Origin of the sequence: Nocardiopsis salina YIM 90010 (genome assembly GCF_000341025.1) — a bacterium.
Classification (GTDB): Bacteria; Actinomycetota; Actinomycetes; order Streptosporangiales; family Streptosporangiaceae; genus Nocardiopsis; species Nocardiopsis salina.
Genome location: NZ_ANBF01000203.1, coordinates 22,917 through 37,445, shown reverse-complemented (window position 1 = coordinate 37,445; position 14,529 = coordinate 22,917). Strand labels below are relative to the sequence as shown.

The window sequence follows — 14,529 nt, the reverse complement described above, 5'->3', positions numbered from 1 at the left end:
CCCCCCCCGCCGGTGTACTCTTCCTCTTCCTCGACGGCCGGGGCGCTGGCGGCGTCGGCCTCGGCCGCACGCGCCTCCTCGACCTGCTTGCGGTGCGCCTCGAAGCGGGCCTGCGCCTCGGCGTAGTTGCGCTCCCACTCGTCGCGCTGAGCCTCGAAGCCCTCGAGCCACTCGCCGCTCTCGGGGTCGAAGCCCTCGGGGTACTTGTAGTTGCCCTGCTCGTCGTAGTCGGCGGCCATGCCGTACAGGGTCGGGTCGAAGTCCACCTGGTCGGGCGAGACGGCCTCGTTGGCCTGCTTCAGCGAGAGGCTGATGCGGCGGCGGTCGAGGTCGATGTCGATGATCTTGACGAAGATCTCGGTGCCGACCTGGACGACCTGCTCGGGCACCTCGACGTGGCGCTCGGCCAGCTCGGAGATGTGGACCAGGCCCTCGATGCCCTCCTCGACGCGCACGAACGCACCGAACGGAACCAGCTTCGTGACCTTGCCGGGGACGACCTGGCCGATCTGGTGCGTGCGGGCGAACTGCTGCCAGGGGTCCTCCTGCGTCGCCTTGAGCGACAGGGAGACGCGCTCGCGCTCCATGTCCACGTCGAGAACCTCGACGGTGACCTCCTGGCCGACCTCGACGACCTCGCTCGGGTGGTCGATGTGCTTCCAGGAGAGCTCGGAGACGTGGACCAGACCGTCGACGCCACCCAGGTCCACGAAGGCACCGAAGTTGACGATCGAGGAGACGACGCCCTTGCGGATCTGGCCCTTCTGGAGGGTGTTGAGGAAGGTCTGGCGAACCTCGGACTGGGTCTGCTCGAGCCAGGCACGGCGGGACAGGACCACGTTGTTGCGGTTCTTGTCCAGCTCGATGATCTTGGCCTCGAGCTCACGGCCCACGTAGGGCTGCAGGTCGCGGACGCGGCGCATCTCGACCAGGGAGGCCGGCAGGAAGCCGCGGAGACCGATGTCGAGGATGAGACCGCCCTTGACGACCTCGATGACGGTGCCGGTGACGACGCCGTCCTCCTCCTTGATCTTCTCGATCGTGCCCCAGGCGCGCTCGTACTGGGCGCGCTTCTTGGACAGGATCAGGCGGCCTTCCTTGTCCTCCTTCTGGAGAACGAGGGCTTCGACCTGGTCGCCGACGGCGACGACCTCGCTCGGGTCGACGTCGTGCTTGATCGAGAGCTCGCGTGAAGGAATCACACCCTCGGTCTTGTAGCCGATGTCGAGCAAGACCTCGTCTCGATCGACCTTCACGATGGTGCCCTCAACGATGTCGCCGTCGTTGAAGTACTTGATGGTCTCGTCGATCGCCGCGAGGAAGGCTTCCTCGGACCCGATGTCGTTGACCGCTACCTGGGGTGTCGAGGTGGCCTCGGTGCTGCTCGTCATGTGTGGGTGGACTCCGGATACGGACAGGTTCAGAAAATGGGCACGCGGTGGGTCCGGTGCCCGTCGATCCGTCAATCCAGAAAGTAAGGAGCAGGGCCACATACGGAACGAGCCGATCCGTGGCCGTCAGCCGCCGGGTCCAGGAGTGGTGACCGAACGGTGCAGCCCCTCCGTCCCCACGTCCGGGAGACAGTGACGCACGCACGAACCCACAACGCTTCCGTCAGAATATGAGATGTGGGTGTCCTGGTCAATCGGAACCCCGGGCCGCCAACCCGACGAAGGCCGCAATGGCCGCAACCTACCGGAGCCGGAGCAGCGAGTTCAAGCTCCCGACGTGCCGCTCCCCCCACGAAACGGGCGTTCCGGGCATCTGCGGCCGCCGGATGAACCGGTTACGGACGCCCGGAGTCCGGATAGTGAACGGACCCCAATGCGACCAGCATCACCGACGGGCGCGTCACTCCCCCGTCGGGCGCGACCGGGTGCGCTTGAGCTCGCCCCGCCGCCGCTTGTCGTCGACCCTTCGGCGCCGGGCCGCCCGGCTCGGCTTGGAACGTCTCCGCGCGCGGGGCGGCGGCGCAGTGGCCTCGGCCAACAGCTCGGCCATCCGTTCCAGGGCCGACTCGCGGTTTCGCGCCTGCGAACGGTGGTCCTGCGCGCTCACGCTCAGGACCGCGCCGCTCAGCCGGCCGGACAACCGTTCCAGGGCCCGTTCACGCCGCGTCTGCCCCAGTCCGCCGCAGGACATCAGATCCACCGACAGCGTCACCCGCGTGGCGGAGGTGTTGACGTGCTGCCCGCCCGGTCCCGAGGAGCGGCTGAAGCGCCACTCCAGGTCGGAGGCGGGCACGGTCACCGATCCGAAGGTCAGGTCCTTCTCCCCCGGGTTGGTACTCACCGCTGCCCGCCTCCTCGTGCTCGTGCCTGTGCGCGGCGCGCCTGGGGTCTGTTTGGTGGACGCCTTCCGTTGCTCCGGCCGGCTGCTGCGCCCCAAGGCGTCCGTTGAGGGCGGTGGCGGGCGACGGTGTGGGCCGGTGCTCGCCGAACAGTCCCCTAGTGAGCCGCGTCGTGCCAGTTGGGTCCGCCGCCGACCGAGACCGCCAGCGGCACGCACAGATCATAGGCCGACCCCATCTCGTGCGTCACGAGCTTTTCGACCTCCTCGCGCTCACCCGGAGCGACCTCCACCACGAGCTCGTCGTGGACCTGCAGCAGCACCCGCGATGCCAGGTCGGAGGCGGACAGAGCCGCGTCGACCTTGAGCATCGCGACCTTGATGATGTCGGCCGCCGACCCCTGGATGGGCGCGTTGAGGGCCATGCGTTCGGCCATCTCACGGCGCTGGCGGTTGTCGCTGGTCAGATCCGGGAGGTAGCGGCGCCGCCCCAGAGCCGTCTCGGTGTAGCCGTCCCTGCGGGCCTGTTCCACGACCGCCTGCAGGTAGTCGCGCACCCCGCCGAACTCGGCGAAGTAGTCGTCCATGAGGCGGCGGGCCTCGTCGGGTTGGATGTCCAGCTGCTGGGACAGACCGTAGGCGCTCAGGCCGTAGGCGAGCCCGTAGCTCATCGCCTTGATCTTGGATCGGGCTTCCCCGTCGACCTCCTCCACACCGATCCCGAACACCTGCGCTGCCATCTGGGCATGGAAGTCGTAGCCGCTGTTGAACGCGTCGATGAGGGCCTGTTCGCCCGACAGGTGCGCCATGATGCGCAGCTCGATCTGGCTGTAGTCGGCCGTCAACAGCTCTTCGTACCCTTCGCCGACCACGAACGCACGCCGGATCCGGCGGCCCACGTCGGTGCGCACCGGGATGTTCTGCAGGTTCGGATCGGTGGAACTGAGCCGCCCGGTCGCCGCCACCGTCTGGTTGTAGGTGGTGTGGATACGCCCGTCGTCGGCCACGGTCTTGATGAGCCCCTCCACCGTGGTGCGCAGCTTGGTCTGATCGCGGTGGCGCAGCAGCAGGGCCGGGAGCTCGTGGTCGGTCTGCGTGGCCAGCCAGGCCAGCGCGGAGGCGTCCGTGGTGTAGCCGGTCTTGATCTTCTTGGTCCTGGGCAGAGCGAGATCCTCGAAGAGCACCTTCTGCAGCTGCTTGGGCGAGCCGAGGTTGAACTCCTCGACACCGTCCTTCTTCACCACCTCGTGGGCCTGCGCCTCGGCCTCGCGGGCCGCTGCGGCGAACTCGGCCTGCAACTCCTCCAGGTACGGCAGGTCCGCGGCGATCCCGGCCCGCTCCATCTCGGCCAGGACGTCGACCAGCGGCAGTTCCAGGTCGGTGAGCAGCTGGGAGCCGCCGCGCTTGTCGAGCTGGGCCACCAGAACCGCGGCCAGGTCGCGGGTGGCGGCGGCCCGTACAGCGAGCGCGTGCTGGGGCCCCTCGGCAGGCTCCTCGACGTCGAGGGTGAGCTGGGTCTGCCCGGCGCTCTCCTCCTCCAGCTCCCTGCCCAGGTAACGCCGGACCAGGTCGGGCAGGTCGAACCGGCGCTGTCCGGGTTGGACCAGGTAGGCGGCCAGCGCGGTGTCGCACCGGGCCCCCGCCAGATCCCATCCGTGGGCGCCCAGGGCAAGCAGCGCGCCCTTGTACTCGTGCACGACCTTGGGGCGGTCCGGGTCGGAGAGGAAGGCCGCCAACGCCTCGGTGTCGGCCGCGTCCAAGGCCGTGGGGTCGACGGCGGCCGCGGCCCCGCTGGGCACGCTGATCGCGAGCGCGTCCACCCGGCCGGTGCCCCGCCCCCAGGTCGCTTCCAGAGCCAAGCCGGCCGGTGCCTCGGCGGTCACGGCCCCGGGCGCGGCGTGCTCCGTCAGCCAGGCGGCGAGCCCGCCCGTCACGGGCACGGTGAGGTCGACCTCGAACCCCTCGGCGGCGTCGGACTCGCCCTGCGCGGCGGCCTCGTCGACGTTGATGACGCTGTAGAGGCGCTCGCGCAGGTTGGAGGCGAACTCCAGGTTGTCGAAGAGCGCATCGACGCCCGCGCGGTCGGCCTCACCCAGGGTCAGGTCCGCCACCCCGGTCTCGAGCTCGACGTCGGTAGCCAGGAGGTTGAGGCGCATGTTGCGCAGCACGTCGTCGAGGTGGTCGCGGAAGTTCTGCCCCGCCTTGCCGGTGATCTCGTCCGCGTGGGCCACGAGCTCGTCCAGGGAGCCGAACTTGGTGATCCACTTCGCGGCCGTCTTGGGGCCCACCCCGGGGACGCCGGGCAGGTTGTCGGCCTTCTCCCCCACCAGCGCGGCCAGGTCGCGGTAGCGCTCGGGCGGCACCCCGTACTTGTCCTGGACCGCCTCGGGCGTCATGCGCTTGAGGTCGGACAGGCTGCGCCCCGGGTACAGCACCGTGCAGTCGCCGCTGACCAACTGGAAGGCGTCGCGGTCACCGGAGGCGATGAGCACCTCCATGCCGGCCTCACCGCCCTGGTGCGCCAGTGTGGCAATGACGTCGTCGGCCTCGTAGCCGGACGCGGACAGGTTGGTCACACCGATCAGGCGCATGAGGTCCTGGGTGAGGGGGACCTGGGCGGGGAACTCGGGCGGGGTCTCCGAACGCCCCTCCTTGTAGCCGTCGTAGGCCTCGTCCCGGAACGTGGGGCCGGACAGGTCCCAGGCCACTGCGACGTGGGTGGGCTCCTCCTCGCGCAGGAGCTTGACCAGCATCGAAGCAAAACCGTAGATGGCGTTGGTCGACTGGCCGGTGCTCGTTCCGAAGTTCTCCACCGGAAGGGCGAAGAAGGCGCGGAAAGCCATGGAGTGGCCGTCCAGGAGCAGCAGTCTGGGGCGTCGGCCCCCGCTGTCGGAGGCGGTCGGGGCCGTGCCGGCCCGGTTCGTCTGATCGGGGGTCTCTCGCTTGGTCACCACACCACGAATCCTAGGATGCTCCGCAGACAGTCCGCGGCCTCTTCGCAGGGCCGCGCCGCGGGGCCCGCCCGGACAGCGGCCACAACCGCCCGCCCGGGCCAGGACCTCTCCCACGGATCGGAAGGCACGACATGACGACCAATCCCGAGGACATGCGCTCGCTCATCGATTCGGGCGCCCTGACCGGGGGCCTCGGCGAGACGATGGGCATTGAGGTCAGCGAGGCCTCCGCCGAACGGGTCGTGGGCACGATGCCCGTCGAAGGCAACCGCCAGCCCTACGGCCTGCTGCACGGCGGCGCCTCCTGTGTGCTGGCCGAGTCGCTCGGCTCGATCGGTTCGATGGTCCATGCCCAGCAGTTCGGCCGTATCGCCGTGGGAATCGAGATCAACGCCACACACCACCGGTCGGCCACCCGGGGCCACGTGACCGGTGTGGCCACACCGGTTCACCTGGGGCGCACCCTGGCGACCTGGGAGATCACCATCACCGACGACGAGGGCCGCAAGGTGTGCACCTCCCGGCTGACCTGCATGCTGCGGGACATGCCGCAGGAAGACTGAGCGCCCCGCCCGCCGCGAAGGGCTCCACCGGAGACCACTCTTTCGCACTGGACTGGTTTCCCGGTGGGGCCCTTCCGTGTGCGCACACCCCCACGGACAAGGGCCACTTCACGGACGGCCGCAGCTCCGCCGAATGCGCGGACGCGCCACCCGGGAGCAGGATGACCACAGCTTCATAACGCCTCGGAGGCGAGTCGGCACCAAGTATCGCCCTTCACTTCTCGTCACAGAAGCTCCGTGCTTAAGCTCCGCTAACGCTCCTGTTTAAGTCATGCCACACATGTCGGACATCAGGGCGAACTCGCAAGATCGGTCCGGCCGAAGACACGGCCGGTCCCTCGCCGGTTGAACGGAGTTACCACGATCATGGCAAGCAAGAAGGCCCTCGGCCTGACTGCCGCCACCGCGGCCCTTGTACTGGGGCTCTCCGCGTGCGGCAACGGCGACACCGGGGACGGCGGAGAAGCCGGCGAAGAGTTCAACTTCGGCATCCTCTACCCCCAGACCGGCAACCTGGCCTTCCTCGGCCCGCCCCAGCTGGCCGCTGCCGAGTACGCCATCGAGGACATCAACGTCGCCGGCGGCATCCTCGGCACCGACGTCCCCGACATCAACGAGGCCGACGAAGCAGGAGACGCCGGACAGGCCAACGACGCCGCCAACAACCTCGTCGCCGACGAGGTCAACGCCGTCATCGGCGCCGCCGCCTCCGGCATGACACAAGCCGTCTACGACTCCGTCACCGGCGCCGAGATCGTCCAGTGCTCGGGCTCCAGCACCGCCCCCGAACTCAGCGACATCGACGACGGCGGCTACTTCTACCGGACCGCGCCCAGCGACCTCATGGCCGGTCCGGTCATGGCCGAGCAGATGGTCGACGACGGCCACGTCAGCATGTCCGTCATCGCCCGCGCCGACGACTACGGCTCCGGCTACCTCGACGCCGTCGAGAGCGAACTCGAGGCCCTCGGTGCCGACGTCGTCCACACCGACACCTTCGACCCCGACGCCACCAACTTCGACTCGGTGGTCAACGGGGCCGACAACGCCGACGCGGATGCCGTCGCGCTCATCTCCTTCGAAGAGGGCGCCCAGGTCATCGCCGAACTCATCGAGGCCGGCTTCGAGGGTGAAGAGCTCTACGTCACCGACGGCCTCAACGACCCCGACCTCGGCGAGACCGTAAACGAGAACGACCCCGAGGTCATCAACGGCATGACCGGTGTCGCCCCCGGCGCCGACAACCCCGAGTTCAACGAAGGCCTGCGCGAGTTCGAGCCCGGTCTGGACGTCTTCCAGTTCGCCCCGCAGGTCTACGACTGCGTCACCAGCATCGCCCTGGCCGCCGAATCCGCCGGCAGCACCGACCCCACCGAGTACGTCGACCACGTCGGCGAGATCAGCCGCCCCGACGGCACCGAATGCACCACTTTCGAAGAGTGCCGCGACCTCCTCCAGGACGGTGAGGAGATCGACTACCAGGGCACCAGCGGCGACATCGACTTCGACGAAAACGGCGACCCCACAGCCGCCACCTTCGAGGTCTTCCACTGGGACGACGACGGCCAAGGCACCCTCGAGTTCGTCGACTACACCGTGGAGGACTGACACCTCGGTCAGCGAAGGAGAACCATCCCCCGGGCACGGCCGCGCACGAGTGGTCGTGCCCTTCGCTTTCCGACGCTCGAGAAAGGCGGTCCCACCGCACCACCGCCACCTTCGAGGTCCTCCACCTCGGCGACGACGGTTACGGTGTCGACGACTACGTCGACTACTCGTACGACGACCGACCCGCACCCGCGTACCATCCACCCCGCGGCCCCGGACACCGGAACGCGCCCCCGCCGTGGCGCACCCGACCACCACCGGGCCGCCCCACCCCCCGCACGACCACCCACGGCGCCCCGGCGCGCACCACCCGAACGGACCACCACGACCATGACCACAGCCAGAGCCCTGACCCTGCCCGCAGTCCTGACCGCCCTCACGCTCGCCCTCACCGCCTGCGGCAACGGCGACGGCACCGACACACCCGCCGCCGACGAGAACGCCCTCAACCTCGGCATCCTCTACCCCCAGACCGGCAACCTCGCCTACCTCGGCCCGCCCCAGCTCTCCGCCACCGAATACGCCATCTCCGAGATCAACGACGCGGGCGGAGTCCTCGGCACCGACGTCCCCGACCCCATGACAGCGGACGAAGCCGGCGAAGAAGGCCGCGCCAACGACTCCGCGGGCACCCTCGTCGCCGACGGCGCCGACGCCGTCATCGGGGCCGCCTCCTCCGGCATGACACAAGCCGTCCACCAGACCATCACCGGCGCCGGGATCGCCCAGTGCTCCGGTTCCAGCACCGCCCCCGACCTCTCCGACATAGAGGACGGCGGCCACTTCCACCGCACCGCACCCAGCGACCTCATGGCCGGTCCCGTCCTCGCCCAGGAGATCCTCGACGACAACCACCAGAGCGTAGCCGTCATCGCCCGCGCCGACGACTACGGCTCCGGCTACCTCCAGGCCGCCCAGAACGAGCTCCGTTCCAACGGAGCCCAGGTCCCCATCGCGGAGACCTATGACCCCGACACCACCAACTTCGGCGCCGTCATCGACGCGGTCAACGAGAACGACGTCGACGCCGTCGCCCTCATCTCCTTCGAGGAAGGGGCCCAGATCCTCGCCTCCCTCCTCGAATCCGGCGTCGACGGCGACCAGGTCTACGTCACCGACGGCCTCAACGACCCCGACCTCGGCGCCACCGTCAGCGAGAACGCCGACCTCGTCAACGGTGTCACCGGCGTCGCCCCCAGCGCCGACAACGACGAGTTCAACGAGGGCATCGGCGACTTCGACGGCAACCTGGAGATCTTCCAGTTCGCGCCCCAGGTCTACGACTGCGTCAACCTCATCGCCCTGGCCGCCGAATCCGCCGACAGCACCGACCCCACCGACTACACCTCCCACATCGTCGAGGTCAGCCGCCCCGACGGCACCGAATGCAGCAGCTTCGAGGAATGCCGCGACCTCCTCGACGACGGCGAGGACATCAACTACCAGGGCGCCAGCGGCAACATCGACCTCGACGACAACGGCGACCCCACCGCCGCCACCTTCGAGGTCTTCGAATTCGGCACCGGCGGTTACGACATCCGCGAATACGTCGACCACACCGACGACCGGAACTGAAGCCGCACACGCTCCCGGGCACGACGAAGGGCGGGAACGGCCGGTCATGGCCGTCCCCGCCCTCGTGCGTTCTCAGCAGGGCCGAATCAACCCTTCGCCAACGTCCCCAAGTACAACTCGATGACGTTCGGGTCCTCCAACAGATCAGCGCCCGAACCCGTATAGGCGTTACGCCCCTGGTCCAGCACATAACCCCGGTCACAGATCTGCAGGCAACGGCGCGCATTCTGCTCCACCATCACCACCGAGACCCCCGTCCCGTTGACCTCCTTGACCCGCTGGAAGACCTCCTCCTGGAAGATCGGTGACAGACCCGCCGTCGGTTCGTCCAGCAACAACACCGACGGATCCATCATCAGAGCCCGGCCCATCGCCACCATCTGACGCTCACCGCCCGACAAAGAGCCGGTCTTCGCACGGCGCCGATCGGCCAACAACGGGAACAGATCCGACACGAACCTGAAGCGCTCCGCAAAACTCCGAGGGCGCAAGAACGCCCCCATCTGCAGATTCTCCTCGATCGTCAAGGACGGGAACACGTTCTGCGTCTGAGGCACATACCCCACACCGCGCTCCACCAGACTGTGCGCGGGCAGACCCGCGATACTCGACGCCCGCAGCGTCACATCGCCCTCACGTACCGGGATCAGCCCGAAGACCGTCTTGATCAACGTCGACTTGCCGGCACCGTTCGGACCGATGATCGCCACGACCTCGCCCTCGGACAAGGTCAGCGTGCACCCGTTCAGGATGTTCACACCCGGCACGTAACCGGCCACCACGTCCTTTGCCAACAGCAGATGGTCCTCCGGGCCACCCACCTCCAACGCCTCGGCCCGCGCCTGCTCCAGAACCTCTTCACGCTGTTCCTGAGCCACAGCCGCGCTCTCGACCTCGGCAGGGACCTCCTCGGCCGGCAGCTTGCCGTTCTCGCCGTTGTCAGCCATCGTCACCCTCCCGGGACTCGGCCGCCTCGTCCTCCTGGGCACCCAGGTAGGCGTCGATCACCTGCTTGTCGGACTTGATGTCGGAAGGACGCCCCTCCGCGATCACCCGGCCCTGCGCCAACACCACGATCCAATCGCTGATGCCCATGATCACGTCCATGTCGTGCTCCACGAACAGGACCGTGCGCCCCTCGTCCCGCAACGACGTGATGTGACTCAACAACGACTGCACCAACGCCGGATTCACACCCGCCATCGGCTCGTCCAACATGATCATGCTCGGCTCGGTCATCAACGACCGCGCCATCTCCAACAACTTGCGCTGGCCACCCGACAGCGACCCCGCCATGTCATCGCGCTTGTCGACCAGGCGGAACCGCTCCAACAGCTCCGACGCACGCTCGGTGTTGGCCCGCTCCTGACGTGCCCAACCCGGCCGCCACAACGCACCGGCCATCCGCTCACCGAACTGCCCCTGAGCACCGAGCAGCATGTTGTCCAACACCGACATCCGTGTCAGCGCCTTCGTCAACTGGAATGTCCGCACCATCCCCGAACGCGCCACCTGATGGCCCCGCCGACCGTTGATGGCCGTGCCCTCGAAGGACCAACGCCCCTCGTCCACACGGTCGAACCCCGTCAGCAGGTTGAACAACGTCGACTTTCCGGCACCGTTCGGACCGATCAACGCAGTGATCGTCCCCCGCTGCACCTCCAGGTGATCCACATCCACGGCCTTCAGCCCACCGAACGAACGGCGCACCCCATCAGCCACCAGGATCGGATCGGGCTTGCCCACACCCGGAACCGGATCGACACCCGCCATACGGTCCTCGGCACCGGAGACCGTCGTCTCGTCACTTGACATTGATCAGCATCTCCTTGCGGTCGCCGATGAGACCCTGCGGCCGGAAGACGATCAGCACCACCAACAGCAGACCCACGAAGGCCAACTGGATCGCGCCGAAGTCCGGACCCGACAGGAACGGCAGATAACCCTCACCGTCCAGTTCGTCCAGGAAGCCTTCCGTGAAGCTCATCAGGAACCAGAACACCACCGAACCGATGACCGGGCCCAACACACGGCCCGCACCGCCCAACAGCAGAATGGCCCACAGGAAGAACGTCACCTGCGGCTTGAACTGGTCCGGGTTGATCGCCGCCTGGTGCACCGCCATCATCGCGCCGGCCAGCGCACCGATCATGCCGCCCAGCACCAGCACCTGCATCTTGTACGCGAACACGTTCTTACCGAGGCTGCGCACAGCGTCCTCGTCCTCACGGATGCCCTTGATGACACGGCCCCATGGACTGTGCATCAACATCCACGTCAACAACGCGAACAACCCCACCAGGCCCCAGGTCACAACCATGACCCACAGGTGGTTACCGCTGAAATTGAACACCCCGAAGCCGTACCGGCCCGCGGCCTCGAACGGATTCACCGACCGGAAACCCGAAGACAGGTTCTGCAGCCCGTACACACCGTTGGTCAACGGCTCGGCGAAACCCGCCCGGTAGACCAACCGCAACACCTCGGCCGTCGCGATCGTGCTGATCGCCAGATAATCCGCACGCAACCGCAGCGTCGGAATACCGAGCAACAACGCCAGAACCACGGCACACGCCAGGCCCACAGCGAACGCGACCAACACCGGAAGGTCGAACACAGCCACACTGATACCGACGCCGTACGCGCCCACCAGCATGAACCCGACCTGACCGAAGTTCAGCAGACCCGTGTACCCGAAATGCAGGTTCAGGCCCACCGCAGCCAATGCATAGATCGCCGCAATCGGACCGACCGCGGTTCGGGCGGACTCGGCGAGGATCGTCAGAATATCCATCGTCTACCTCTCCTAGCCGACCCGTTCGCGCCGACCGAGCAGACCCTGCGGCCTGACCAGCAGCATCAGGATCATCAATGCCAGCGCCCAGGCCTCCATCAGCTGGGCCGGGAACCACAGGGTGGACAACATCGACACCAGGCCGACGGCCAGACCCCCGACCATCGCCCCGTACGCCGTGCCCAGACCACCGAGGATCACGGCGGCGAACATCATCAGCAGCAGGCGGAAGCCCATCTCGTAGTCGACGACCTGGTTCAGGCCGAAGAGCACACCGCCCAGCGACGCCAGTCCGCCACCCAGGAACCACACGTAGAGCGTCACCCGGTCCACGTCGATACCGGACGACTCGGCCAGATCACGGTTGTCGGAGACAGCACGCATCGCCTTGCCGACGCGCGTGAACTGAAGCAGGCACGCCACCAGCACCAGCACCAGCACTGCAACGCCCATGATCACCAGGTCGCGCGGCGGCAACGAGACGGGACCGAAGTGCACCATCTCCTGCACCTGGTAACCCGAGTACCGCGTCCTGTTCGCACTGAACAGAACCAGGATCACGTGCCGCAGCACCAGCGCCAGACCGATCGAGACGATGAACATCTGGATCAGCGCCACATTCCTGCGCCGCAACGGGCGCCACAGATAGCGCTCCATCGTCCCGCCCAGGACCGCACCCATGGCCACGGCGATCCCCGCCGAGGCCCACAACGGCACCTGCCACTCGATCGAGTCGCCGGCAACACCCATCGCCGTGGCCAGGGCGATACCGCCGAAGACCGCCGTCCACTGGACCACGATCAACGGCACCGCACGGACCTTGCCCTCCAACAGCGCTCCCAGCAGGATCGCACCGCCCAGACCGGCGAAGATCGCCAGCAGCGAGTTACCCAATCCGGCCGCGCCGGTGCTGAAGAGCAGCGCCATCATCGCGCCGAAGGTGACCATGTCGCCGTGCGCGAAGTTGATGAGCTTGGTCGTGCCGAAGATCAGCGAGAGGCCGATCGCCGAGACCGCGATGACCAGGCCGAAGAGCACACCCGCTGCGGCGATCTGGGCCAAGCGGTCACCGAAGCCGCCGGAAACGCCCTCGACCTCGATGCCCTCCCCGTCGGCGGCGGCGTCCTCTTCCTCGCTCGTGTCCTCCTCCGGCGAGGGCGAGGAATCCTCCTGCTGGTCCTCACCCGCCTCGATCAGGGCGATGATCAGGGTCTGGTTGTCTCCCGACTCGACCTCCACGGTGCCCTCGGTCACGAGCGGCGTCTCGCGCAGTTCGTACTCGCCGGGCACGGACGCCTGGTCGACCTCGAGGTGGTAGGTGCCCGGTCCGGGAACCTCCACCTCCCAATTTCCATCAGGGTCGGTCTCATCCGCTCCGACCTCGTCGTCACCGTCGGAAACCGTGATGCGGATGCCTTCGACACCCTGCGAACGGTCGTCCGGTTGCCCGATCTGGCCTGTGAGCGATTCACCGCCCTGTTCGTCCGCCGTCGCCGCCGGCCCCGGAACCACCACGAAGGCGGTGATCAGGGCGAGCAGCACGGTCACGAGGCGTGTGCGCACGCACGCTCCTTGCGCGTCTGGGGGAAACGTCCCGAATAGGGGTATCCGGGCGCCTTGATCCTTGCTGTTCGGTGCGGCGAGTTTAGCCCGGTTCAGTACGGACGTTCAGCCCCACTTAAGCCACGTGACCCAACCGTCATTGCATTGTGCGCAAACGAGACAGAGCCGCCACCCGACCCGTTCCGATCTTGAACACCTGTCTCGCCGTATCCGGACCGACCTGACGAACTGTGCGCCTGCGGACGCCGTGAGCGACCGGACGTCATCTCTGAGACAGCCCTCCGGACGCCACTCCGACCACCCCCGGACACGGCGGAGGGGCCGCCCCGACGGATCGGGACGGCCCCTCGAGCAGATCGTGCGCGGGTCTTCGTTCTACGGTCAGGACTGCTGGCCGCCGAGCGCCTCCACCACGGTCTCGGCGACCTTGCGCATGGTCAGCCGCTTGTCCATGGAGTTCTTCTGGATCCAGCGGAAGGCCTCGGGCTCGCTCATGCCGTGTCGGCTCTGCAGCAACCCCTTGGCCTGCTCGACCAGCTTCCGGGTCTCCAGCCTCTCCTGGAGGCTGCCGACCTCGGCCTCCAGGGCCGCCAGTTCGGCGTACCTGGAGGTGGCCATCTCGATGGCCGGCACCAGATCGGTCTTGTTGAACGGCTTGACCAGGTAGGCCATCGCCCCGGCCTCCCGGGCCCGCTCCACCAGCTCGCGCTGGGAGAAGGCCGTCAGGATCACCACGGGGGCGATGCGTTCGCCCGCGATGGTCTCGGCGGCCGAGAGGCCGTCGAGCACCGGCATCTTGATGTCGGTGATCACCAGGTCGGGCTCGACCTCCCGGGCAAGCCGGATGGCGGCCTCGCCGTCACCGGCCTCGCCGACGACGGTGTAGCCGTCCTCTTCCAGCATCTCCTTGAGATCCAGGCGGATCAGGGCCTCGTCTTCCGCGATCACCACACGGCTCTGCGTCCTCGTCACGCATTCGAGGTTACCGAGATCCGCTAGTATGCTGTGCGTTGGCCCCGGCAAAGCGCGGCAATCGTGACTACACTGTTGGCCGCACGGCGCCGCACCGACAACCGAAAAAAGTCGAGAGAAGACTTGACGCCCCGGTATCCCAACAGGTAGAGGAAGCAGATTCAAGTCCTGCAAAGTGTGGGTTCGAATCCCACCCGGGGTACTCAGGCCA

General features: G+C 67.5%; 11 protein-coding genes and 1 tRNA gene. 4 read left to right on the top strand and 8 right to left on the bottom strand.

Translation table 11 applies throughout. The features are described from left to right. From rpsA to polA, 3 genes are all read right to left on the bottom strand, one after another. A partial coding sequence (rpsA, locus tag D474_RS0123340) for a 30S ribosomal protein S1 (protein WP_017615898.1) occupies positions 1 to 1,391 on the bottom strand: 1,391 nt, incomplete at its 3' end. Positions 1,392 to 1,851: 460 nt separating this feature from the next. Next, the gene (gene arfB, locus D474_RS0123335) at positions 1,852 to 2,292 is read right to left on the bottom strand and encodes an alternative ribosome rescue aminoacyl-tRNA hydrolase ArfB (RefSeq protein WP_017615897.1); all 441 of its coding nucleotides are present in this window, start codon (positions 2,290 to 2,292) and stop codon (positions 1,852 to 1,854) included. Between the two features lie 155 nt (positions 2,293 to 2,447). Then, entirely contained in the window at positions 2,448 to 5,243 is a 2,796-nt protein-coding gene (gene polA / locus D474_RS0123330; protein WP_017615896.1) for a DNA polymerase I, read from the bottom strand. A gap of 131 nt (positions 5,244 to 5,374) precedes the next feature. Between polA and D474_RS0123325 the strand changes: the two genes are divergently transcribed. The 3 genes from D474_RS0123325 (at position 5,375) to D474_RS0123315 (ending at position 8,989) form a co-directional block, all read left to right on the top strand. Continuing rightward, positions 5,375 to 5,806, top strand: a complete 432-nt coding sequence (locus D474_RS0123325; protein WP_017615895.1) for a PaaI family thioesterase — start codon at positions 5,375 to 5,377, stop codon at positions 5,804 to 5,806. A 366-nt stretch (positions 5,807 to 6,172) separates the two neighbouring features. Further along, the gene (locus D474_RS0123320) at positions 6,173 to 7,414 is read left to right on the top strand and encodes an ABC transporter substrate-binding protein (protein ID WP_017615894.1); all 1,242 of its coding nucleotides are present in this window, start codon (positions 6,173 to 6,175) and stop codon (positions 7,412 to 7,414) included. Between the two features lie 330 nt (positions 7,415 to 7,744). Next, on the top strand, positions 7,745 to 8,989 hold the full coding sequence (locus tag D474_RS0123315; protein ID WP_017615893.1) for an ABC transporter substrate-binding protein: 1,245 nt from the start codon (positions 7,745 to 7,747) through the stop codon (positions 8,987 to 8,989). Between the two features lie 86 nt (positions 8,990 to 9,075). Here the strand turns inward: D474_RS0123315 and D474_RS0123310 are convergent, their stop codons facing one another. From D474_RS0123310 to D474_RS0123290, 5 genes are all read right to left on the bottom strand, one after another. Beyond that, positions 9,076 to 9,936, bottom strand: coding sequence for an ABC transporter ATP-binding protein (locus D474_RS0123310; protein WP_026118738.1), 861 nt, complete (start codon positions 9,934 to 9,936; stop codon positions 9,076 to 9,078). After that, on the bottom strand, positions 9,929 to 10,804 hold the full coding sequence (locus D474_RS0123305; RefSeq protein ID WP_017615891.1) for an ABC transporter ATP-binding protein: 876 nt from the start codon (positions 10,802 to 10,804) through the stop codon (positions 9,929 to 9,931). Before D474_RS0123305 ends, D474_RS0123310 begins: the two co-directional genes overlap by 8 nt. After that, complete coding sequence (locus tag D474_RS0123300) at positions 10,794 to 11,783, bottom strand: branched-chain amino acid ABC transporter permease (protein ID WP_017615890.1); 990 nt, start codon at positions 11,781 to 11,783, stop codon at positions 10,794 to 10,796. Before D474_RS0123300 ends, D474_RS0123305 begins: the two co-directional genes overlap by 11 nt. 12 nt (positions 11,784 to 11,795) lie before the next feature. Next, the gene (locus D474_RS0123295) at positions 11,796 to 13,346 is read right to left on the bottom strand and encodes a branched-chain amino acid ABC transporter permease (protein ID WP_017615889.1); all 1,551 of its coding nucleotides are present in this window, start codon (positions 13,344 to 13,346) and stop codon (positions 11,796 to 11,798) included. 381 nt (positions 13,347 to 13,727) lie between these two features. Then, complete coding sequence (locus D474_RS0123290) at positions 13,728 to 14,297, bottom strand: ANTAR domain-containing response regulator (protein WP_017615888.1); 570 nt, start codon at positions 14,295 to 14,297, stop codon at positions 13,728 to 13,730. Positions 14,298 to 14,446: 149 nt separating this feature from the next. Between D474_RS0123290 and D474_RS0123285 the strand changes: the two genes are divergently transcribed. Further along, positions 14,447 to 14,520 (top strand) — tRNA-Leu (locus D474_RS0123285). Positions 14,521 to 14,529 lie beyond the last annotated feature (9 nt).